19 protein-coding genes are annotated in these 21,729 nt (G+C 36.7%); all 19 read right to left on the bottom strand.

Annotated features, from left to right (window positions below; all coding sequences use genetic code 11):
• Window position 1 precedes the first annotated feature (1 nt).
• The 19 genes from miaB to BG05_RS12955 all read right to left on the bottom strand — a co-directional run bounded on the left by miaB (window position 2) and on the right by BG05_RS12955 (window position 21,634).
• Window positions 2–1,531 carry a tRNA (N6-isopentenyl adenosine(37)-C2)-methylthiotransferase MiaB gene (gene miaB, locus BG05_RS13045; protein ID WP_002185083.1) on the bottom strand — a complete coding sequence of 510 codons (1,530 nt, stop codon included), beginning with the start codon at window positions 1,529–1,531 and terminating at the stop codon, window positions 2–4.
• Between the two features lie 433 nt (window positions 1,532–1,964).
• Window positions 1,965–2,831, bottom strand: a complete 867-nt coding sequence (locus BG05_RS13040) for a 2-oxoacid:ferredoxin oxidoreductase subunit beta (RefSeq protein ID WP_002088040.1) — start codon at window positions 2,829–2,831, stop codon at window positions 1,965–1,967.
• Window positions 2,818–4,575, bottom strand: coding sequence for a 2-oxoacid:acceptor oxidoreductase subunit alpha (locus BG05_RS13035; protein WP_002014603.1), 1,758 nt, complete (start codon window positions 4,573–4,575; stop codon window positions 2,818–2,820). Before BG05_RS13035 ends, BG05_RS13040 begins: the two co-directional genes overlap by 14 nt.
• Window positions 4,576–4,802: 227 nt before the next feature.
• Window positions 4,803–5,726, bottom strand: coding sequence for a dipeptidase (locus BG05_RS13030; RefSeq protein WP_002128703.1), 924 nt, complete (start codon window positions 5,724–5,726; stop codon window positions 4,803–4,805).
• A 59-nt stretch (window positions 5,727–5,785) separates the two neighbouring features.
• Window positions 5,786–6,046, bottom strand: coding sequence for a stage V sporulation protein SpoVS (gene spoVS / locus BG05_RS13025; RefSeq protein ID WP_000404341.1), 261 nt, complete (start codon window positions 6,044–6,046; stop codon window positions 5,786–5,788).
• Window positions 6,047–6,195: 149 nt separating this feature from the next.
• A complete protein-coding gene (locus BG05_RS13020; protein ID WP_002014601.1) occupies window positions 6,196–6,990 on the bottom strand; it encodes a TIGR00282 family metallophosphoesterase in 795 nt (264 codons plus the stop codon).
• Window positions 6,991–7,169: 179 nt separating this feature from the next.
• Window positions 7,170–8,735 (bottom strand): ribonuclease Y, encoded by a 1,566-nt coding sequence (gene rny, locus BG05_RS13015; protein WP_002014600.1) that lies wholly within the window; start codon window positions 8,733–8,735, stop codon window positions 7,170–7,172.
• Window positions 8,736–9,218: 483 nt separating this feature from the next.
• Window positions 9,219–10,250, bottom strand: a complete 1,032-nt coding sequence (recA, locus tag BG05_RS13010) for a recombinase RecA (RefSeq protein WP_002014599.1) — start codon at window positions 10,248–10,250, stop codon at window positions 9,219–9,221.
• 142 nt (window positions 10,251–10,392) lie between these two features.
• Complete coding sequence (locus BG05_RS13005; RefSeq protein ID WP_003191012.1) at window positions 10,393–11,631, bottom strand: competence/damage-inducible protein A; 1,239 nt, start codon at window positions 11,629–11,631, stop codon at window positions 10,393–10,395.
• 20 nt (window positions 11,632–11,651) lie between these two features.
• The gene (gene pgsA / locus BG05_RS13000; protein ID WP_002014596.1) at window positions 11,652–12,230 is read right to left on the bottom strand and encodes a CDP-diacylglycerol--glycerol-3-phosphate 3-phosphatidyltransferase; all 579 of its coding nucleotides are present in this window, start codon (window positions 12,228–12,230) and stop codon (window positions 11,652–11,654) included.
• 63 nt (window positions 12,231–12,293) lie between these two features.
• Window positions 12,294–13,220, bottom strand: a complete 927-nt coding sequence (locus BG05_RS12995) for a helix-turn-helix domain-containing protein (RefSeq protein ID WP_016127442.1) — start codon at window positions 13,218–13,220, stop codon at window positions 12,294–12,296.
• A gap of 21 nt (window positions 13,221–13,241) precedes the next feature.
• Complete coding sequence (locus BG05_RS12990) at window positions 13,242–14,027, bottom strand: DUF3388 domain-containing protein (protein WP_000574107.1); 786 nt, start codon at window positions 14,025–14,027, stop codon at window positions 13,242–13,244.
• Window positions 14,028–14,166: 139 nt separating this feature from the next.
• Window positions 14,167–14,415, bottom strand: a complete 249-nt coding sequence (locus tag BG05_RS12985; RefSeq protein ID WP_000114449.1) for a DUF3243 domain-containing protein — start codon at window positions 14,413–14,415, stop codon at window positions 14,167–14,169.
• 76 nt (window positions 14,416–14,491) lie between these two features.
• The gene (gene ymfI, locus BG05_RS12980; protein ID WP_002014593.1) at window positions 14,492–15,205 is read right to left on the bottom strand and encodes an elongation factor P 5-aminopentanone reductase; all 714 of its coding nucleotides are present in this window, start codon (window positions 15,203–15,205) and stop codon (window positions 14,492–14,494) included.
• A 113-nt stretch (window positions 15,206–15,318) separates the two neighbouring features.
• The gene (gene yfmH / locus BG05_RS12975; protein WP_002185081.1) at window positions 15,319–16,605 is read right to left on the bottom strand and encodes an EF-P 5-aminopentanol modification-associated protein YfmH; all 1,287 of its coding nucleotides are present in this window, start codon (window positions 16,603–16,605) and stop codon (window positions 15,319–15,321) included.
• Window positions 16,606–17,880 (bottom strand): EF-P 5-aminopentanol modification-associated protein YfmF, encoded by a 1,275-nt coding sequence (gene yfmF, locus BG05_RS12970; protein ID WP_002033691.1) that lies wholly within the window; start codon window positions 17,878–17,880, stop codon window positions 16,606–16,608. It abuts the gene before it with no gap.
• A gap of 210 nt (window positions 17,881–18,090) precedes the next feature.
• A complete protein-coding gene (locus tag BG05_RS12965) occupies window positions 18,091–19,050 on the bottom strand; it encodes an ABC transporter permease (protein WP_002066758.1) in 960 nt (319 codons plus the stop codon).
• A complete protein-coding gene (locus tag BG05_RS12960) occupies window positions 19,051–20,109 on the bottom strand; it encodes an ABC transporter permease (RefSeq protein WP_002088061.1) in 1,059 nt (352 codons plus the stop codon).
• Complete coding sequence (locus tag BG05_RS12955) at window positions 20,102–21,634, bottom strand: ABC transporter ATP-binding protein (protein ID WP_002128712.1); 1,533 nt, start codon at window positions 21,632–21,634, stop codon at window positions 20,102–20,104. The genes BG05_RS12960 and BG05_RS12955 overlap by 8 nt, the downstream gene beginning before the upstream one ends.
• Window positions 21,635–21,729 lie beyond the last annotated feature (95 nt).

The following is a 21,729-nucleotide window of genomic DNA, read 5'->3' as shown; positions in this document are numbered from 1 at the left end:
ATTATTTCACCTCAATCGGCTCCTTAACCAATTCCCCGTTAAGAGACCAAGTTTTTGCTTCCGTTATTTTTACTTTCACAAGCTGACCAATTAAAGATTTTGAAGCAACAAAGTTTACAAGTTTATTCGTACGTGTATATCCCGCAAGTACTTCAGGATTATTCTTACTTTCTCCCTCAACTAATACTTCTACAATTTGACCTATATAACGCTTATTCTTATTAACTGCATATTCATTCACTAGTGTATTTAAGCGTTGTAATCGCTCTTTCTTCACTTCCATCGGAACATTATCTTGCATTTTTGCAGCTGGTGTACCTTCACGCGGAGAATAAATAAATGTAAATGCCGTATCAAATCCTACTTCACGATATAACGACATCGTCTCTTCAAACTGCTCATCCGTTTCATTAGGGAAACCAACGATAATATCAGTCGTTAGCACTGCATTCGGAATTGTTTCTTTAATTTTTCGTACAAGCTCTAAATAGTGTTCTCGCGAATATTTACGCGCCATAATTTTAAGCATATCTGTACTACCAGATTGAACCGGTAAGTGGATATGTTCTACTAGGTTACCACCTTTTCCAAGAACATCAATTAAATGATTGTCAAAATCACGTGGATGGCTTGTTGTAAAACGAATACGCGCGATATCGATTTTACGAAGTTCATCCATTAAATCGCCAAGACCATATTGTATATCTTCAAAGTCTTTACCGTATGCGTTTACGTTTTGTCCAAGTAACGTAATTTCTTTATAACCGTTCGCAGCTAAATGGCGAATTTCTTTAATAATATCTTCTGGACGTCTGCTGCGCTCTTTTCCGCGTGTATACGGTACAATACAATATGTACAAAACTTATCACAGCCATACATAATATTTACCCAAGCTTTAATATCACCACGACGTACTTTCGGAAGGTTTTCAATTACATCCCCTTCTTTTGACCAAACTTCAACTACCGTCTCTTTTGAGAACATTGCGTCCTTTAGGATATACGGTAATCTATGAATATTGTGTGTACCAAACACCATATCTACATGCTGATTTTTTTGCATAATTTTATTTACAACAGATTCCTCTTGAGACATACAACCACATACACCAATTATAAGATCCGGATTTCTTCGCTTTAATGATTTTAAATGACCAAGTTCACCGAACACTTTATTTTCAGCATTTTCACGAATTGCACAAGTATTTAATAAAATTACATCTGCCTCTTCAGTTGAAAAGGTTGGCTCATATCCAAGTGTTGTAAAAATCCCAGCCATTACTTCTGTATCATGCTCATTCATTTGACAGCCATATGTACGAATGTAAAACTTTCTTCCTTCGCCAAAATCGCGAAACTCTTCAGGTAGGCCAAAATCTCTTTCAATTTTAACTTCTTCTTTCCCACGCTTTTTCGCCAATTTCAAGGAAGGTGGTTGGTATACACTTTCAAAGTATTTACTATAATCTTTCTCTTCTTTTTTCGTAGAGGAATTTGCTTGTCGACTTGCTAATCGTTGTTGCTCGTTCATCGGTAATCTCCTTTCACCCTTAACTATACACACACTCTGTAGTCCATTTTAATGCGCTTAGACCCATCTCAATGATGTTAGATAGCATGAGAGATAACTTGCCCTTTGAAACTTGAGTAATCGATCTAATCATCCGTAAGAATGAAGTCTTCCCCACACAAATAGACATTCCCTTTTTTTTATTTCATCTTGTCCTACCCAAAAGTATATTGCTTTATCCCTATACACATTATCATAGTATAGAGCCTTTAGCCAACTTTAACGAAGAAGGCTGCTTATCCTATATTTCATTTCACAGTTAATGAACATGCTATTTTTATACAACGATTTATATATTATTTTATCATTCTGAATTTTCTAAGTAAACAAATCTATTAATTATTTTTATTCACTCAAAAAGAAGGTTACCAAGCGGCAACCTTCTCTCCGATCATTACATAAATTCAGCAACAAGCTCATCAAACATTTTCTGATCCATATTCAAATCAGCTTGCACTAAAGGTTTTTCACTATAGTCTTTTACAAGCTCTTGGTAAGAAGGCTGCTTTGTGTTTTGATAAATTAAACCTGTTACTAACCCGTTCTTTTCCATTAATGTTTGCATAGCCATCATGCGGTTAGATGGATCATATCCTTCTACTGTACTTAGTTTCGTTAAATTCTCTTTAAACCAATCATAAGTATTTACTTTATTATAAGTAACACATGGACTAAATACATTAATTAATGAAAAGCCTTTATGGTTAATACCAGCTTCAATAATTTGCGTTAATTCTTTTAAATCACTTGAAAAGCTTTGCGCCACAAATGTCGCACCAGCTGTTAAAGCCATTTCCATAACATTTAGTGATGGTTCAATTGAACCTTGTGGTGTACTTTTCGTTTTAAATCCAGCTTCACTACGTGGTGAAGTTTGACCTTTTGTTAATCCGTAAATTTGGTTATCCATTACGATGTACGTAATATCAATGTTACGACGAATAGAATGGATTGTATGTCCCATACCAATCGCAAAACCATCACCGTCACCACCGGATGCAATAACTGTTAAATCACGATTTGCCATTTTCACACCTTGTGCAATTGGAAGAGCACGTCCGTGAATACTATGCAAACCATATGAATTAATATACCCTGAAATACGACCGGAACAGCCGATACCAGAAATAACAGCTAGCTCATCTGGATTTAAACCAACGTTAGCTGCCGCACGCTGAATCGCAGCCTGCACCGAGAAGTCTCCGCAACCTGGGCACCAGTTTGGTTTTACACTGTTACGAAAGTCCTTAAATGTTGCCATTTAATACAACCCCTTTTTTACATTCGTTGTAAATCTCTTTCGGCAAGAATGGATTTCCATCGTATTTTAAAAGACTAGAAATTTTCTCGCCATTGCCAAGATTCATTTTCATAATGTTAGCAAGCTGACCAGTTGCATTGTTTTCTACTACTACAACACGCTTCGCTTTTTTCACAAGTGGATCGATTTCAGCTGTTGGGAACGGATGAATTAAACGTACATGGGCATGGTTTACTTTCATTCCTTCTTGTTCTAAACGCTGCATTGCCTCTTCGATCGCACCACGAGTTGAGTTAAAGCCTACTAACAATACGTCTGCGTCATCATGCTTAGCATTTTTGTAAATAGGGGTATTAAACTGTAAATTCGCCATTTTACGGAAACGTTTGTCCATTTGATCTTTACGATTTAACGCTGATTCAGATGGTTTACCCGTTTCATCATGTTCTACACCTGTAACATGGTGAATACCATTTTTCATACCAGGTAAAACACGTGGTGAAATTCCATCTTCTGTTACTTCATAACGCTTGAAGTATGCTTTATTTTCACGTTCTGGTAATTCTACTTCTAAATCAAGCTTACCACGACGAATTTCCACTTTATCTAACTTAAGTGGTTCTACTGTTTGCTTTCCTAAAGAAAGCTGTAAATCTGTTAAGAAAATAACAGGCACTTGATATTCTTCTGCTAAGTTAAACGCTTCTACAATATCATAGAAAGCTTCTTCAACTGTACTTGGCGCCATTACGATTTTTGGAATTTCACCATGTGTTCCGTAAATCATAGCCATTAAGTCAGACTGCTCTTGTTTTGTTGGTAAGCCCGTACTTGGACCACCGCGTTGTGTATCAATGATAACTAGCGGTGTTTCAGTAATACCTGCTAAACCAATTGCTTCCATCATTAAAGAAAGACCAGGACCAGCAGATGCTGTTAATGTACGAACACCAGCGTAGTTTGCACCGATCGCCATTGTACAAGCTGCGATTTCATCCTCAGTTTGGATTACTGTTCCGCCGACTTTCGGTAACTTTTTAATTAAATATTCCATAATTTCAGATGCAGGTGTGATTGGATATGCAGACATAAAGCGAGCGCCACCAGTTACCGCACCAAATGCGATTGCGTCGTTTCCAATCATAAACATGCGTTTCTTACCGTCAGCTTTTTCAAGCTGCATCATGTTTACTTTCTCACCAAGCAATTCTTTCATGTATTGAGAGCCGCGTTTAATTGCTTCCATATTCTTTTGAACGACTTGCTCTCCTTTACGACCAAAGATTTCTTCAACAACCTCTAAATAAGCTGTTTCGTCTAATCCTAATACCGCACTAGATGCCCCAACAGCAACCATATTTTTCATTAAAGATGTGCCTAATTCTGAAGCGATATCTGTAAACGGTATCACATATAGATTTACATCTGTATTATCAGGTATTGTCGGATTAAATTTCGCATCCGCAACTACAATTCCGCCCGGACGTAGTTCGTGGAAGTTAAAATCAATTGTTTCTTGATCAAAAGCAATTAAAATATCTAAATCATCTGAGATCGCGCGTACTTCTGTTGTACTTACACGAATTTTATTATTTGTATGGCCGCCTTTAATACGTGATGAGAAGTGGCGGTAACCGTATAGGTAATATCCTAATCGGTTTAATGCAATACAGAAGATTTCCCCTGTACTTTCAATTCCTTCACCTTGTTGGCCTCCAACTTTCCATGAAAGTTGACTAATCATCTCCTACACCCCTTTTGGCTGCATTCATTGTAGTGTATTTTTTTACAGTATTAGTTTAGCATTTTTTATGCAAATAAACTACAATGGACGCAAATTATGCCTCTTCTGTTTTCCCTGAATCTTTAGTATAATGCTATTTCGTTTACCATTCTAGTATTAGGTCTTAAAAAAATCAATAAATTCAAGTGAATTTATTTTAACTCTTCCGAATTATTAAAATATAATTTTTAGAACGTTATACAGTCAACAAAATTTTTATACAAAAATCGCTCTACAGTTGATTCATTATACTTTTTACACAGTTGATTAATTATATTTTCATAATCCCTATATACTTCTACACCTACAACAGTTTCTAAAATCCCATCAAAATCAGAACCGAATCCTATATTTTTTTCTCCACCTAATGAACAAATATATTCCACATGCCTTAATATATCTGCTATATTCGCTTGTCTTTCATTCGTTAAAAACTGCGGTACGAAAGTAATACCAATAATGCTATTTTTCTTTATAAGGGCTCTTATTTGTTCATCGGTTAAATTGCGTGGATGCCCACAAAGTTGATAACAGTTTGAATGAGATGCAATTGGGTTTTTAGCAATTTCAATAACATCCCAAAAGCTTCTTTCATTTAAGTGAGACACATCGGTCCATAAATGTAACGTATTAAGTTCTTGTACAACTTGTCTACCAAATGTAGTTAAACCTGCTCCACGTGCCTCTAGCGCTCCATCAGCTAACAGATTGGCATAGTTCCATGTCAATCCAAAGGAACGTACACCTAAGCGATAAAACAAACGTAATTTCATCGCTTCTTTTCCAATTGCTTCGCATCCTTCTAATGTTAATAATGCTCCAATCTCGTCCTGTTTTAGCATGTTAATATCGTTTTTTGTCTGAATAAACTTCATTCCTGGTAGCGATAGAATTTCATTATGAAAAATATCTATCATTTGCAGCGCAACTTCAAAACGCTTTTCATACGCTACTGTTTCTGGTATATATATAGCAAAGCATTGTATACTTCCTTTTCTTTTCATTAATTGTTCAAATGTAATATGTAATTGTGAATCGTTTTGAAAGTCTTTTTTTCCCTTTGCACTCCATAACTGAAAGAGTACATCGCAATGTGCATCAAAAATTTTCATTTTCATTCCTCCATTACAAAAACAACCTGTTTGCATACATGCAAACAGGTTGTTTCAACTTAACGAGGTTCTACAATTAATTTTATCGCTGTACGCTCTTCACCATCAATCATAATATCTGTAAACGCTGGGATACAAATCAAGTCCAAACCGCTAGGCGCTACAAATCCTCTTGCAATTGCTACTGCCTTTACCGCTTGGTTTAATGCACCTGCACCAATAGCTTGAATTTCTGCTGTTCCGCGTTCGCGAATAACACCTGCAAGTGCACCAGCTACAGAATTAGGGACCGACGTTGCTTTAACTTTTAATATTTCCATTCCGCGTTTCCTCCTCGTTTCTATAAAAAGTAATAGCAATTATTTCACTTTAACTTATATTCACGAGGAATGGCACGTATTCCTGCTAAATTTCTGTAATTTTTCTAAAAAATTAAAATATAACGAATTCTCTAACTTTTTGTTAAAAATCAGTCAAAAAATGGCTGGTCATCATTAATTAAAATGCGCTCAATTTTCTTTGCTTTCCCTGTATTAGGATCCACATCAATTAACACTGCACTTAATTGTGTTCTACCATTCGTCACTTCAAAACGCACTGGTAAGTTCGTTAAAAACTTCTTCAATACCGCTTCGCGATCCATACCTAAAATCCCATCATATGGGCCTGTCATACCAACATCTGTAATATAAGCTGTTCCGCTTGGTAAAATACGATTATCAGCTGTAGGAACGTGTGTATGTGTACCTACTACCGCTGTAGCACGACCGTCTACATACCAACCTAACGCCTGCTTCTCACTTGTTGTTTCAGCATGAAAATCAACAAAGATAATGTTTGTACGTTTTTTTGCAATACTGATTAACTCATCCACTTTACGGAATGGACAATCAATTGGAGGAAGGAAAGTACGTCCTTGTAAGTTAATAACTGCAACTTCTGTTCCATTACAATTTACAAAGATAAGCCCTTTTCCCGGCGTTCCTTCTGGGAAGTTAGCTGGTCTTGCAAGATATTTTGCATCATCGATAAATTCAAATACTTCACGGTTATCCCAAGCGTGGTTTCCAAGCGTAACCGCTTGTGCCCCGCACTCTAAAAAGTTTCGATATATTTTTTCCGTAATTCCACGTCCACCCGCAGCATTTTCTCCATTAATAATTGTTACTGTCGGTGTATATTTCTTCTTTAATGCCGGTACGTACTGTTGAATCATGTCTCTACCAGGAGATCCTACTACATCCCCAACAAATAATATTCTCATATGTCTTACCCTTTCTATGTACTACATTTTTTATTACCATACTATAACCTTAAAGCTATTTCCTTACAACAGTTACAATTTATCTATTATAAGTTTCTTTCACTTGCATACTGCTCATAAATAATTTTCTTTATTTTACCCAATTCCAACACAAAAAAATAAAGTGGTGTTTCACCACTTTATTTTGCGTATTCCACTGCACGTGTTTCACGAATAACAGTTACTTTAATATGTCCTGGATAATCCAGTTCATTTTCAATACGTTTTCGAATATCACGAGCTAAACGATGAGCTTCTAAATCATCAATTGTATCTGGTTTTACCAGAATACGAACTTCACGTCCTGCTTGAATTGCGAAAGATTTTTCTACGCCTTCATAAGACTCTGAAATTTCTTCTAACTTTTCAAGACGACGAATGTAATTCTCAAGCGTTTCACTACGAGCTCCCGGTCTTGCAGCTGATAATGCATCTGCTGCAGCAACTAGAACTGCAATGATAGAAGTTGGTTCTGTGTCACCATGGTGAGATGCGATACTGTTTATTACAACAGGATGCTCTTTATATTTCGTTGCGAGTTCAACACCAATTTCAACGTGGCTACCTTCTACTTCATGATCGATTGCTTTTCCGATATCATGTAATAGACCAGCACGTCTTGCTAGTTTTTCATCCTCACCAAGCTCCGCTGCCATAAGTCCAGTTAAGTATGCAACTTCCATAGAGTGTTTTAAGACGTTTTGTCCGTAACTTGTACGGTATTTTAAACGACCTAAAATTTTAATTAAATCTGGATGTAAGCCATGAACACCCACTTCAAACGTTGTTTGCTCTCCGACTTCACGAATATACTCGTCCACTTCACGTCTTGATTTTTCGACCATCTCTTCAATACGCGCTGGGTGAATACGTCCGTCCTGTACTAGTTTATCAAGAGCGATACGAGCTGTTTCACGACGAATCGGGTCAAATCCTGATAGAATTACAGCTTCTGGTGTATCATCGATAATAAGGTCAATACCTGTTAACGTTTCTAACGTACGAATGTTACGACCTTCACGTCCGATAATACGTCCCTTCATTTCGTCATTTGGAAGATTTACAACCGAAACGGTTGTTTCAGCAACATGATCAGCTGCACATCTTTGCATTGCAAGAGATAAAATCTCTTTTGCCTTCTTATCCGCTTCTTCTTTCGCGCGAACTTCACTTTCTTTTACCATAACGGCAATTTCATGAGAAACTTCACTTTCCACTTTACCAAGAATAATTGCTTTCGCTTGTTCGCGGGTCAGATTGGAAATGCGCTCTAATTCTGTTTGTTGCTTTTGAACTAACTCTCCCACTTTGCTTTCCAACTCTTCAATCTGTTGTTGTTTCGCTACAAGAGATTCCTCTTTCTTTTCTAACTGTCGCTCGCGGTTATCGAGCGTTTCGTCTTTACGATCAAGGTTCTCTTCTTTTTGCATTAAACGATTTTCTTGTTTTTGTAATTCGCTTCTACGGTCACGAATTTCTAATTCAGCTTCTGTACGAAGTGTATGAATTTCATCCTTTGCTTCTAAAAGCGCTTCTTTCTTAAGTGCTTCAGCATCACGATTCGCTTCGTCTAGAATACGTTTTGCTTCATTAGCTGCACCATTAATCTTCGCTTCAGCAATAGACTTTCGAACAAAAAAGCCAACAACTGCACCGACTGTTGCAAGCAAAATGGAGATGAGTATCCAAACTGTACTACTACTCATGATTTCACCTCCCCTTGCTATGAATGAAAAAAGACTGTCGGCATGTACATTGAATTACAACGTACAGCAAAGACCGTCGTCCCGCTTTTTTAAGGGACTTTCTTCATTTCACAATTAAAATGTCATATTATTATTTCGGCAAGATTTAAGTCTTACTCCGAATATTACTTCTCTTCTTGAGAAGAGTATATCGTATATAAGAAAAAATATACATTCTCATTGTATCTATCGCAATTTTCATTGTCAAGCGTTGTCTACTTTTACTTTCTTTACCTTCAGCCCTGAATCTTATATGGATTAAAAAAACAGACGGCATATTATCCTGGAAAACCTTAGAAAATCCCAATTCATTCACTTAAAATATATGAATATTCCCCTTTACACATAGCCTTTTGGATAGAATAAATATTTTATCTCCAGCTATATACAACGCTTTCATAGTGGATTAAAAAATAAAAGACACGGGACCGTGTCTTTTATTTTTTAATCTTGACGAGTTGAATCTTCCGTGTCTTCAACACCAGAGTTTTCACCAATTCCGTGATGTTCACGAACAAAGAAGGCAATTTCTTCTCTTAAATCCGTATTCTCTTTTAAGAATTGCTTCGAATTTTCACGACCTTGTCCTAAGCGTTCTTCATTATAAGAGTACCAAGCACCGCTCTTTTGAACGATATCAAGTTCAGAAGCCATATCTAAGATTTCACCTTCTCTTGAAATACCTTCTCCGTACATAATATCAACTTCAGCAACACGGAATGGCGGTGCTACTTTATTTTTAACTACTTTTACTTTCGTTTTATTACCAACAATATCGTTACCTTGCTTTAACTGCTCAGCACGACGTACTTCAAGACGGACAGTTGAATAGAATTTCAACGCACGACCACCTGGAGTTGTTTCTGGGTTCCCGAACATAACCCCAACTTTTTCACGAATTTGGTTGATAAAGATTGCGATTGTTTTTGATTTGTTGATTGCACCTGAAAGTTTACGAAGTGCTTGTGACATTAAACGTGCTTGTAAACCAACGTGAGAGTCACCCATGTCCCCTTCGATCTCAGCTTTCGGTACAAGAGCTGCCACAGAGTCAATTACGATAATATCAACCGCTCCACTTCGTACAAGTGCTTCTGCGATTTCTAGTCCTTGCTCCCCTGTATCAGGCTGTGATAATAGTAATTCATCTATGTTAACACCTAATTTTTGTGCATATACAGGATCCATTGCATGCTCCGCATCAATGAACGCTGCTTGTCCACCTTGACGCTGTACTTCCGCGATTGCGTGTAATGAAACTGTTGTTTTACCTGAACTTTCAGGTCCATAAATTTCAATAACACGGCCACGTGGGTATCCACCTACCCCTAGTGCCACATCAAGTGCTAAAGAACCACTTGAAATTGTAGAAATTCTACGCTCCGCTTGTTCTCCTAATTTCATAATTGAACCTTTACCGAATTGCTTCTCTATTTGTTTTAACGCCATATCTAATGCCGCTTGACGATCGCTCATTCAAAATTCCTCCTTAACTAAATTGCTAATCTTATTATACCTATTTTCAATTCAATTTGCCAACAAAAATCGAACATTTATTCGTTTTTTTATTTTATATCGAATAAAACTAGGTTTTCCAACAAAAAAAACTAGAAGAAATTTATATCTCTTCTAGCTTTTTAAATAAATGATAAAATCCATATTTTGTAGAGCGTTCTCTAATTTGTTGACGACTTCCACTTAAATTAAGCGAGAAGACTACAGCTGGTTCATCTTTAATCACCAATCCAATAAATACTGTTCCTGGTTCTTTATGCTCTGAAGCATCCGGTCCTGCCACCCCAGTGAAACTAATTCCGATATCTGCTTTTAACAGTTCCTTTACATTTTCAGCAAGATAGCGAGCACACTGTTTACTAACCGCGCTATCAGTACGTAACACTTCTTCAGGTACATGTAAAATTTGTTGCTTCACATCATTTTGATAACAAATGACACCGCCTTTAAATACAGATGAAACACCAGCATTTTCTGTTACTTGATTTCCAAAAAGACCACCTGTTAAACTTTCTGCACACGCTAAAGTTAACCCTTTTTCCTTCAATAGCCTTATTGCCTTGTAATGAAGGAAATCTTGGTCATATCCGTAGAAAAATTCTCCTACTCTTTCTAAAATCAAATCTTCCACATGCTGAATCAGTTTCTCCGCCTCATCAGCATCATGATGTTTGGCAGTTAAACGTAATGTCACTTCGCCATCATTTGCAAGTGGTGCAATGGTTGGGTTCGTTTGTCCATCAATTAAATCTTGAACTTTCACCTCTAATTGAGATTCCCCAATACCAAAAAAACGAAGAACACGAGAATAAATATTTTCCCCCGTTGTAAACTTACATAAAAAAGGCTCTACGTAACTTATATACATCGGCTTCATTTCTTTTGGTGGTCCTGGTAATAAAATATAAACTTTTCCGTTCGTATTTAATCCCATACCAGGCGCCATACCGTGATCATTCGCAAATACAGTCGATCCATTTAAAACGAGCGCCTGCTTTTTATTATTCTCCGTAAATTCACGGCCTGTACGCTTAAAATAATCGCTTATCGATGTTAATGCCTTTTCATCATACACAAGCTCTTCATCTAAACTAGACGCTATTGTTTCTTTCGTTAAATCATCTTTTGTCGGTCCTAATCCACCTGTAAAAATGAGCATATCAGCTCGTTCTTCAGCCAATTCAATTGCCTTCTGTAATCGCTTGTTATTATCTCCAACAACAGTATGGTAGTACACGTTAATTCCGATTGAAGCTAACTTTTCAGATAAAAACTGGGCATTTGTATTTGCAATTTGTCCAAGTAATAATTCCGTTCCAACCGCAATAATTTCAGCATTCATCCCAATTCCCCCATAAACTTCTATTTTGAGTTTACAAAAGCATCTTTATTTTTCCAGAAATAATCCCATCCTGAAATAACGGTAAAGAATAATGCAATCCATATGAAAATATCTGCAACTGGAATATGAAGTAGATTTAACGGTACATCATGTAATAAGTATGCTGCAATCGCAATAATTTGTGTCCATGTCTTAATTTTCCCTAGCTGATTTGCTGCAACTACTTCTCCTGTCCCAGCAAGTACAAGGCGTAAACCTGTTACTGCAAACTCACGGCTTATAATTACAATAACGATCCAAGCAGGTACATATTGCATTTCTACCAATGTGATAAGTGCTGCCGAAACAAGTAATTTATCTGCTAACGGGTCAAGGAATTTCCCTAAATTCGTTACAAGATTATACTTTCTTGCATAATGTCCATCAATCCAATCTGTAGCCGAAGCAATAATAAAGATAAGTGCCCCTACTAAATGTTGAATTGGTAACTCTACATCACCAATTATAAATGAGCCCCACTCAAAGGGCGCTAACATAATTACCATAAAAATTGGAATTAAGAAGATTCTAGATATTGTAATTTTATTTGGTAAATTCACAGCTATTCCTCCATCATGTCAAAAACATTTGTTCATTGAAAAAAGTCATCGAAGCGATGACTGTTATTGCGCAGCTTGCCCTATCCCTTGGTTTTTTATCACCAATCTTTGGTGATATTCTTTTGCTGGATCTAATGGGAAAGTAACCACTTGGCCATTCAGTTTAATTTCAACATTCGGTGCACTTCCAATATTAAGCCGCACTTCTTTTACTGTTGATAAATCACGTTTTTCTGTTTGACCACTTTGTACTGTAGTGTTTAGAATTTCGTTACCCGCATCATCTTTAACATCTACATAGCTTGCACCCTTCGCTGAAATTTCCAGTTCTAATGTTTTATTATTATGAATTTCCAAAGTAGATACCTTACCACTCGTTCCAACTACCTTCACTTCTTGTTGTCCAGTTGGTTGCGCTGGTTGCTCTTCTTTCTTTGGTTCTTCTTTCTTTGGTTCTTCTTTCTTTGGTTCTTCTTTTTTTGGTTCTTCCGCTTTCGCTTCATCTTTCTTCGTATCTAACGGAGAATTTTTTGCTTTTTGAACCTCAATTTTCTCACTTTGAGCATTTGGAACTTGCCTATCATCTTTTCCAGTTAACGCTTGAATAACAAACCAGACTACCACTCCAAATGCGATTACTAACAACGCAATCAAAATTTTGGGCATATGATCCGCAATTGGCCATGATGAAGATTTTTGCATTGTTTCTTGTGTTTTTTGTCCAGTTGATACTTGTGGAACTTCACGTTTTTCAGACTGTGGTATCGTACTCTGATATTCCACAAGCAGTTCCTCTCCATTTAATCCAACAGCATCTGCATATTGTTTAATGAATGCACGCGCATAAAAAGCTCCTGGCAACACATCATAATTGCCTTCTTCAATCGCTACTAAATGGCGTTTTTGAATTTTTGTAATCTCATGCAGCTGATCAATAGATAAGCCTTTCGCTTCTCTTGCTTCTGTCAGCTTTTGTCCTAATTCCGTCACTACTAACACCTCAATATTTCTTTAAAAGTCGAACATAGAGAAATTGTTTTGCGTACCTTGCTCAATTTCATCTACTAAATTATATTGAATTTCTTCATCATAATCGTTACGCAATTCGATAATATAATCAAAATCATCCAATGTGTATTCTGACTGACTCACAAACACATCCGGATGTTCCACAACTTTCGTTGCAGGCAATCTCATGATTTCACGAACGAGCTGCCAGTGTCTTTCATTTGCACGCTTTGTCGACACAATTCCATCTAGTATGAAAATATTATCGTCGCTATACTCATCTTCAATCAATTGGCTACGAACAGTTTGCTTAATGAGAGTAGATGATACGAATAACCATCTCTTATTTGCACAAACACTTGCGGCAACAATAGATTCTGTTTTTCCGACACGAGGCATTCCTCGTATCCCAATTAATTTATGACCTTCTTTTTTCATTATCTCCGCCATAAAGTCTACAAGCAATCCTAATTCATCACGCACAAATCGAAATGTTTTCTTATCATCTGCATCTCGTTGTATGTACCTACCATGTCTAACTGCTAGCTTATCTCTAAGCTTTGGCGGACGATATTTCGTTACCGTTATATTATCCATCGTATTTAAAATTGATTCAAGTCTAGAGATTTGTTCTTGATTATCACACATAAGCAAAAGTCCACGTCGTGCATTATCTACACCATTAATTGTGACAATATTGATGCCAAGCATACCGATTAACGAAGAAACGTCACCAAGTAAGCCAGGTCGGTTTTTATGTATTTCATATTCAAAATACCATTCAATCATCCAAGATCACTCCCCTACGCTTACTTTACACCTACGTACTATATTATATGATTTCACCTTAATAGGGAAGCTAAATGTATAATCTATTCCTCCTAATTACTATACAAAAAAAGTAGAGAGGAGAAGCTCCTCTCTACTTTTACTTATGTTGTACAAACTTCACCATTAAATTTGCAATTGTATGTTGCTCTTGTTCATCAGCAACTTTCCAAAGCTCAGACAATAATTTTTCTTGATCGTTGCGCGCTTCTACTTCATTTGCTAAATAATCACCAACACGAAATGCCATATCTGATACGGCACCACCATCAAGCCCTTTTCCCCCCGCTTGTTCTAAACGTTCTCCTAAAAAGCTCTTCCACTGATCAAAATTATCTAACACTGACATGTTTAAGCACCTCACTATTTTAGTAATAGAATCATGCTTAATTTGTACAATTTCTTGTTTTTTATGTAAGAATTTTTTAGCAATGCCAACCGCCATTCACTCCGATAATTTGCCCCGTAATATAAGAAGCTCCTGGCGAAACGAGGAATGATACTGTTTTTGCTACCTCTTCGGGTAGTCCTATTCTACCTAATGGAATATCTTCAGCAATTTCATTTTTATCATCTTCTGAAAATACATTTAACATTTCTGTTTCGATCGCACCTGGCGCTACCGCATTAACGCGCAATCCACTTAGAGAAACTTCTTTCGCTAAAGCCTTCACATATGAATTTTGTGCACCTTTCACCATTGAGTATAGCACCTCACAAGACGCTCCTATTTGCCCCCAAATGGATGAAATAACAACAACATTACCACTCCTCCGCCCGATCATCGGTGGAAGCGCCATCGATAAAAGTCTATATACACTCTTCACTTGAAGCTCCACCATATAATCTAATTCTTCATTCGTAACATCTGTTACTAATCCAAATATACTCTTTCCAGCTGCGTATACAATAACATCAATAGGATGTTCGATTTGTCCCCACAATTTCTCTGCTCCATCGATAGAAGCTAAATTTGCTTGCACAGGAATCACTGCATCAAACTCCTTTTGTAACCCCCTTATCTTCTCTTCGCTTTTATTGTAATGAATATAGACTGTATAACCATCCTCGATTAACTGCTTCGAAATAGCAGAGCCAATCCCTCCGCTTCCTCCAGTTACTAATGCATACTTTTTCATAAATTCCCTCTCTTATCTTTTTATGTATAAATAATACCCTCATCTTACCATTTGGCAATAACCAAACGTTAGATGAGGGATATAGATACTGCGTTTTTTATTCACATATTACTTCATTTTTTTGGTAACACTTGGCAGACACTCATTTTCTCTTCAATTAATAATGTTTTTGCTGCTTGTTGTAGGTCTTGAACAGTTAATCCTTCTAACACTGTAAGAGCATCAAATAAACTAGATTCATTAAACGCATATCGTGTAAACTGATTTGCAATATATTCAGGTGAATTCAACGATCGTAAAAATCCGCCAATTTTCTTTTTCTTCACCCGTTCCAGCGCAGTCTCATCTAACTGATCATAATTCGTTTGTAGTAAAATACCTTTTAATCGCTCTGCCAATTCATCAGGGTGCTTCGTATCTCCACCAACCATTGCAAAACCGAAGTTATTTTCTTCTGTATAGTCATACGAGAACGAATCATCAATAAGACCTTCATTATATAAAGATTCGTAATGAACTGACCCTTTTCCAAATAAATAATCTAAAAGTAATGTAAGTGCAATTTCTTGTTTTAACAGAGCTTGCCCTTTTTCTTTTAAATTCGTTGCCTTAATACCAACTAAACATTTTGGAGTTTGAACAGGCATTGAAATAATCTTTTTCTTTTCATTTACTTCTTCTGGTTCCTCTTCAAAAGAGCGAACGATTTCTGGTTGATTTTCGTAATCTTTTTTCGCTTGATTTTCACGAACTAAATCCATTGTTTTTTCAGGATCAATCGCTCCAACAACAAATAATAACATGTTGCTCGGATGGTAAAAAGTCTCATAACATTCATACAGTAGGTCTTTTGTAATTTTACTAATGGACTCAATTGTCCCTGCAATATCAATTTTAATTGGATGTTTCACAAACAAACTATCGATTAACCCAAAGTATAAACGCCAGTCTGGGTTATCTTGGTACATTTGAATTTCTTGACCGATAATACCTTTTTCTTTTTCAACCGTTTTTTCAGAGAAATACGGTTCTTGTACAAAGTCTAACAACGTATTTAAATTTCTTTCTACATTTGATGTACAGGAAAAGAGATAAGCGGTTCTTGTAAAAGATGTAAAAGCGTTCGCTGAAGCACCTTGTTTACTAAACAATTGAAACGCGTCATGGTCCTCTTTTTCAAACAATTTATGCTCAAGGAAATGAGCAATTCCATCTGGTACACGAGTCATGTCTTCTTTTCCAAGCGGTACAAATGTATTATCAACAGAACCGTACTTCGTCGTAAATGTTGCAAATGTTTTGTTGAAGCCTTGTTTCGGTAAGATATATACGTCTAATCCATTCGGAAGGTTTTCATAATATAGCGTCTCTTTTAATTGCTCATACACAATTTTCTCCATTTATTCTCCCTCCGTTCCATGTAAAAAGTAAATTGTATCTAGTTCAATATTATTAGCAACTTTCACAATCTCTTCTTTCGTCACGCTTTCTATGCCCGTTAGCCATTCTTCAACTGGACGCGTACGCTCTGAAATCACCCCGTGATAAAGCATTTCAACAAAACCACGTGGTGTATCAATTGCCTCTAAGATTTGATTTTGAATTACACTTTTCGTTTGCTGAATCTCTTCCTCTGAAAAATCACCGCTTTGCATTGCTTTCATCTGTTCTTTAATAATTTCAACAGCTTTTTCAAAGTTCTTCGCTTCAATTCCAGACATAACGAAGAGCAAACCTTTATGACTTTCAAATCTCGATGCTGCATAGTACGCTAAACTATTTTTTTCACGGACATTTACGAATAACTTCGAATGAGAAAACCCTCCAAATAATCCGTTAAACAATTGTAATGCAAAATAATCTTCATCTTTATACGTAATGAATGTGCGATAGCCGATATTTAATTTACTTTGCTTTAGTTCTTGTTTTTCAACAATTTCTTTTTCTTCATTATTTCGTTTATGAAGAAGTACATTTCTCTCTTTCATAGCGCGAGGTGAAATCGAAAAATACTTATTTACAAGCTCCACAGCATCTTCTGAAATATCACCAATGATATATAAATCCATTTCATCTTCAGCTAACACTTTTTGATAATATTGATACAAACTTTCATTTGTAATAGAAGCAACACTTTCTTTTTTTCCATTTGCACTTAAGCGATATGGTTCTACTTTGCACATTTCTGCAATTAAACGCTCGTTTGCATAACGCATTTTATCATCATAAGTAGCTTCAATTCGTTGCAAGAGTGCTCGTTTCTCACTTTCTACAATAGAAGATAGAAAACCGTCCCCTTCTGTTGCTGGATGTAAAACAATATCAGATAACATAGAAAGCGCTTTTTCAAATAACGGTGGTGCATCGCGTAAATATGTTTCATTTGCAATGTCTACATAAATAGAGATGATATGGTCTTCTCCTTTTTTACTTACATCTACCGCTAAAGAAGATCCATATAATTCTTCTAAATATTGACGAAGACGAATTACAGAAGGCAGTTTTTCTGTCGCACTTTGCAATACGTACGGCAATAGGGCACGCTCTGTCACCGTCTCCTCATTTAAAGGTGCTTTAAAACGAAATACAAAGGTATTTGTTTTAAATTTATCAGTCGGAATAATATGTACTCGCAAGCCACCTAATTCATGCAGTTGCTGTTCCATTAGTTTCATTAATAGCCCTCCTTTACGTATGTAGGAATATTCCTCTTCAATATACAGTTTTTAGAAATAAAAAATCAAATTTTCTTCCTTATTATGCTTACATTTGAGTCTTTCTAAAAACTTTAATATGTAAGGAACATAGTAAAATTCCGTATTAAATATATTCTATGTAAAAAAGCCCGCACTAATGTGCGAGCTTTTTTTATACTTTCTAAATACTCATCGTTTTCCTTTTTCATAAGGCGTTCCTAATGCTTTCGGAGCTTCAGATCGGCCTACAAAACCAACGAGTGCTAATATTGTAAATACATACGGTAATATCGTTAAGAATACACTTGGAATTTCTTTTAATATAGGAATTGTACCACCTGTTATCCCAAGTGATTGAGCAAATCCGAAGAACAGCGCTGCTCCAAGAGCACCAAGTGGATTCCATTTACCAAAGATCATAGCTGCTAGTGCTAAGAAACCTTGTCCAGTAATTGTAGCACCTGAGAAGTTACCAGAAATCGACATTGCGAAGACCGCACCACCCACTCCTGCAAACATTCCAGATATACAAACTGCAATATAACGCATTTTATATACATTAATCCCCATCGTATCTGCTGCCATTGGATGTTCACCAACAGCACGAAGACGAAGACCGAACGGTGTTTTATAAATAATGTACCAAACAACAAATGCTAAAATAATGGCAATATACGACGTTAACGGTACATTTGAGAAAAAGATTTTCCCGATTACCGGAATATCCGAAAGTCCTGGAACATCGATTTTTTCAATTCGGTATTGAATAAAATCAGTCTGTCCTTTACCAAAGATTTTCTTAATCGCAAATACTGTTAAACCGAGAGCCAAAAAGTTAATCGCTACCCCGCTTACTACTTGATCCGCGCGGAATGTAATGGACGCTACTGCGTGAAGAAGTGCAAATAACCCACTACCAATAGCTGCAAATAATAGTGCAATCCAAGGAGTCATTGCTCCCCACGTATCACCCATTAATAACGTTGTAACGATACCAGTAAATGCACCAAATAACATTAAACCTTCTAAGGCTATATTTACAACCCCAGAACGTTCACTGAACACTCCACCTAACGCCGTAAAAATAAGTGGCGCTGCCGTATATAAAGTACCAGTCACAAGAATGGCTAAAATATCTATAAAGCTCATTTATTTCCCCTCCTTGCTCATGCGTGTAAGTGCCCAGCGTAAAACATAACTGCAAGCAACAAAGAAAATAATACATGCGATAATAACATTAATTAACTCAGAAGGTACATCTGCTTCAAAATTCATTTGCGGGGCTGCACTTTTCAAACCACCGAACAGTAAAGCCGATAATAATATACCAAACGGATTATTTCCTCCAAGAAGAGCTACCGCAATCCCATCGAATCCAATACCAGTAAACGATGTCATTGCCGTCATACTTTGGAATGTTCCTAGACCTTCCATTGCCCCACCAATTCCAGCAAAAGCGCCAGCAATTGTCATTGATAATACAACATTACGAGAGACTTTCATCCCTGCATATTGCGATGCATTTTGGTTAAAACCAACCGATTTCAACTCATATCCTAACGTAGTTCTATCTAATACGAACCACATTACAATAGCAATTAAAATAGCTACAACAATTCCCCAGTGCAAACGAGATCCATCTGTCAATGAAGATAGCCAATCAGAAGCTAATGAAGCACTCGCTTGTACATCATAAGATTTCTCATTACCTTCATGTATAAAACGTTTAATAAGATCATACGTAACATAAAGTGCAATGTAGTTCATCATAATTGTGACAATTACTTCATTTACTTTAAGCTTTCCTTTTAAATATCCAGGTATAAATCCCCATAAACCACCGGCAATCGCGGCTACTAAAATAGATAACGGAATATGCAAAAATGCTGGTAACGATACTGCATATCCAAACCAGACAGCGGCAAGCCATCCAACTAATAATTGTCCTTCTACCCCAATGTTAAAGAGACCTGTACGAAACGCAAATGCAACAGACAGACCAGCTAACACGAGTGGAATCATCGTACGTAGCGTCTCACCGATAGCCTGCGGATTTCCAACCATTCCTTCCCAAAGCGCTGCATACCCAACAATTGGATCATATCCACTAACTAACATTACAATGGCACCAACAAGTAAACCAAAAATAACGGATAATACAGGAACTAAAATGTTAATTGTTCGCTCCGTTAAAAATTTTTTAGCCATTTGTATTCACCTTCTCTTTCTCCGTTCCGCCAGCCATCAACAAACCAAGCTGTTGTTCATTTGTTTCTTTCGCATCGACAATTGCTACAATTTTACCTTCATATATAACAGCAACTCGATCACTTACATTTAAAATTTCATCCAGTTCTAGCGATAGAAGTAATACTGCTTTCCCATTATCTCTCTGCTCGATTAATTTTTTATGAATAAATTCAATCGCACCTACATCTAAACCACGTGTTGGTTGTGCTGCAATTAATAAATCTGGATTACGATCTACTTCACGTGCAATGATAGCTTTCTGCTGATTTCCACCTGATAGAGCACGCGCTAATGTTTGTTCGCTAGGCGTACGTACATCAAACTGTTCAATAAGCGCCTTTGCTTTCTCTGTGATTTTGCTAAAGTTTAAAATCCCCTTCTTTGAAAATGGATTTTTATAGTATGTTTGCAAAACTATATTGTCTTTAACAGAAAAATCAAGAACTAGCCCGTGTTTATGACGGTCTTCTGGAATATGACCAATTCCTTCCTCTGTAATTCTTCGAACAGGCCAATTCGTTATTTCTTTTCCTTTAATTGCAATAGAACCTGACTCAACTTTTCGTAAACCAGTAATCGCCTCTATTAATTCACTTTGACCATTTCCATCAATCCCTGCAATACCAACGATTTCTCCTGCACGAACAGTTAAGTCAAGGCCTTTTACAGCAGGTAATTGGCGTGCATCATGAACGACAAGATTCGCAACAGACAGAACCTCCTCTTTCGGTTTGGCCCCTATTTTTTCTGTTTTAAAATTCACTTGACGTCCGACCATTAATTCTGCAAGTTTATGTTCATCCATTTTCGCAACGTCAACTGTACCAATTCCTTTACCTTTACGAATAATTGTGCAACGATCGCAAACTTCCATAATTTCTTTTAATTTATGTGTAATAAGAATGATAGATTTTCCTTCTTGCACAAGCTTTTTCATAATTTGAATCAACTCATGAATTTCTTGAGGAGTTAACACTGCAGTCGGTTCATCGAATATTAAAATCTCCGCACCACGATAAAGCGTCTTTAATATTTCAACCCTTTGCTGCATCCCAACCGAAATATCTTCAATCTTTGCATTTGGATCAACAGCTAAACCGTACTGTTCAGATAATTGTTTAATTTCTTTTGCAGCCTCTTCAACAGCTATTTTCCCTTTTCTCTTCGGCTCATTTCCAAGAATGATATTCTCTGTAACTGTAAAATTATGAACAAGCATAAAGTGCTGATGGACCATCCCAATTCCAAGGTCATTTGCTATATTCGGATTTGTAATTTTTACAGGGGTTCCTTTAATTTTAATTTCGCCCTGTTCTGGTTGATACAAACCGAACAGTACATTCATCAACGTTGATTTCCCTGCACCATTTTCTCCAAGTAAAGCGTGTATCTCTCCCTGTTTTACTTGCAGCGTAATATCGTCATTCGCTACAATACCTGGGAATACTTTTGTAATATTGTTCATCTCAATTACGTATTCCATTTTGTTCCTCCTTCTAGCAGGGAACACTCCCCAATTACACTCTATTAAAAGTATTTTTTATATATACAAAGGTTAGTTCTAAGAACTAACCTTTG

The organism is Bacillus mycoides, assembly GCF_000832605.1.
GTDB lineage: Bacteria > Bacillota > Bacilli > Bacillales > Bacillaceae_G > Bacillus_A > Bacillus_A mycoides.
The sequence above is the reverse complement of the archived record's forward strand: the minus strand, read 5'-3'. Positions and strand labels throughout refer to the sequence as shown.

What these genes read in the sequence shown, in the direction of transcription:
- BG05_RS13040 (WP_002088040.1), bottom strand. Translation starts at nt 2,831, where the DNA reads ATGGCAACATTTAAGGACTTTCGTAACAGTGTAAAACCAAACTGGTGC.
- BG05_RS13020 (WP_002014601.1), bottom strand. Translation starts at nt 6,990, where the DNA reads ATGAGAATATTATTTGTTGGGGATGTAGTAGGATCTCCTGGTAGAGAC.
- BG05_RS12955 (WP_002128712.1), bottom strand. Translation starts at nt 21,634, where the DNA reads ATGGAATACGTAATTGAGATGAACAATATTACAAAAGTATTCCCAGGT.
- BG05_RS13005 (WP_003191012.1), bottom strand. Translation starts at nt 11,631, where the DNA reads ATGAATGCTGAAATTATTGCGGTTGGAACGGAATTATTACTTGGACAA.
- BG05_RS12965 (WP_002066758.1), bottom strand. Translation starts at nt 19,050, where the DNA reads ATGAGCTTTATAGATATTTTAGCCATTCTTGTGACTGGTACTTTATAT.
- BG05_RS13035 (WP_002014603.1), bottom strand. Translation starts at nt 4,575, where the DNA reads ATGATTAGTCAACTTTCATGGAAAGTTGGAGGCCAACAAGGTGAAGGA.
- BG05_RS12960 (WP_002088061.1), bottom strand. Translation starts at nt 20,109, where the DNA reads ATGGCTAAAAAATTTTTAACGGAGCGAACAATTAACATTTTAGTTCCT.
- yfmH (WP_002185081.1), bottom strand. Translation starts at nt 16,605, where the DNA reads ATGGAGAAAATTGTGTATGAGCAATTAAAAGAGACGCTATATTATGAA.
- ymfI (WP_002014593.1), bottom strand. Translation starts at nt 15,205, where the DNA reads ATGAAAAAGTATGCATTAGTAACTGGAGGAAGCGGAGGGATTGGCTCT.
- spoVS (WP_000404341.1), bottom strand. Translation starts at nt 6,046, where the DNA reads ATGGAAATATTAAAAGTTAAAGCAACGTCGGTCCCTAATTCTGTAGCT.
- BG05_RS12990 (WP_000574107.1), bottom strand. Translation starts at nt 14,027, where the DNA reads ATGATTGAATGGTATTTTGAATATGAAATACATAAAAACCGACCTGGC.
- BG05_RS13030 (WP_002128703.1), bottom strand. Translation starts at nt 5,726, where the DNA reads ATGAAAATTTTTGATGCACATTGCGATGTACTCTTTCAGTTATGGAGT.
- miaB (WP_002185083.1), bottom strand. Translation starts at nt 1,531, where the DNA reads ATGAACGAGCAACAACGATTAGCAAGTCGACAAGCAAATTCCTCTACG.
- rny (WP_002014600.1), bottom strand. Translation starts at nt 8,735, where the DNA reads ATGAGTAGTAGTACAGTTTGGATACTCATCTCCATTTTGCTTGCAACA.
- yfmF (WP_002033691.1), bottom strand. Translation starts at nt 17,880, where the DNA reads ATGAAACTAATGGAACAGCAACTGCATGAATTAGGTGGCTTGCGAGTA.
- recA (WP_002014599.1), bottom strand. Translation starts at nt 10,250, where the DNA reads ATGAGCGATCGTCAAGCGGCATTAGATATGGCGTTAAAACAAATAGAG.
- BG05_RS12985 (WP_000114449.1), bottom strand. Translation starts at nt 14,415, where the DNA reads ATGTCAGTGTTAGATAATTTTGATCAGTGGAAGAGCTTTTTAGGAGAA.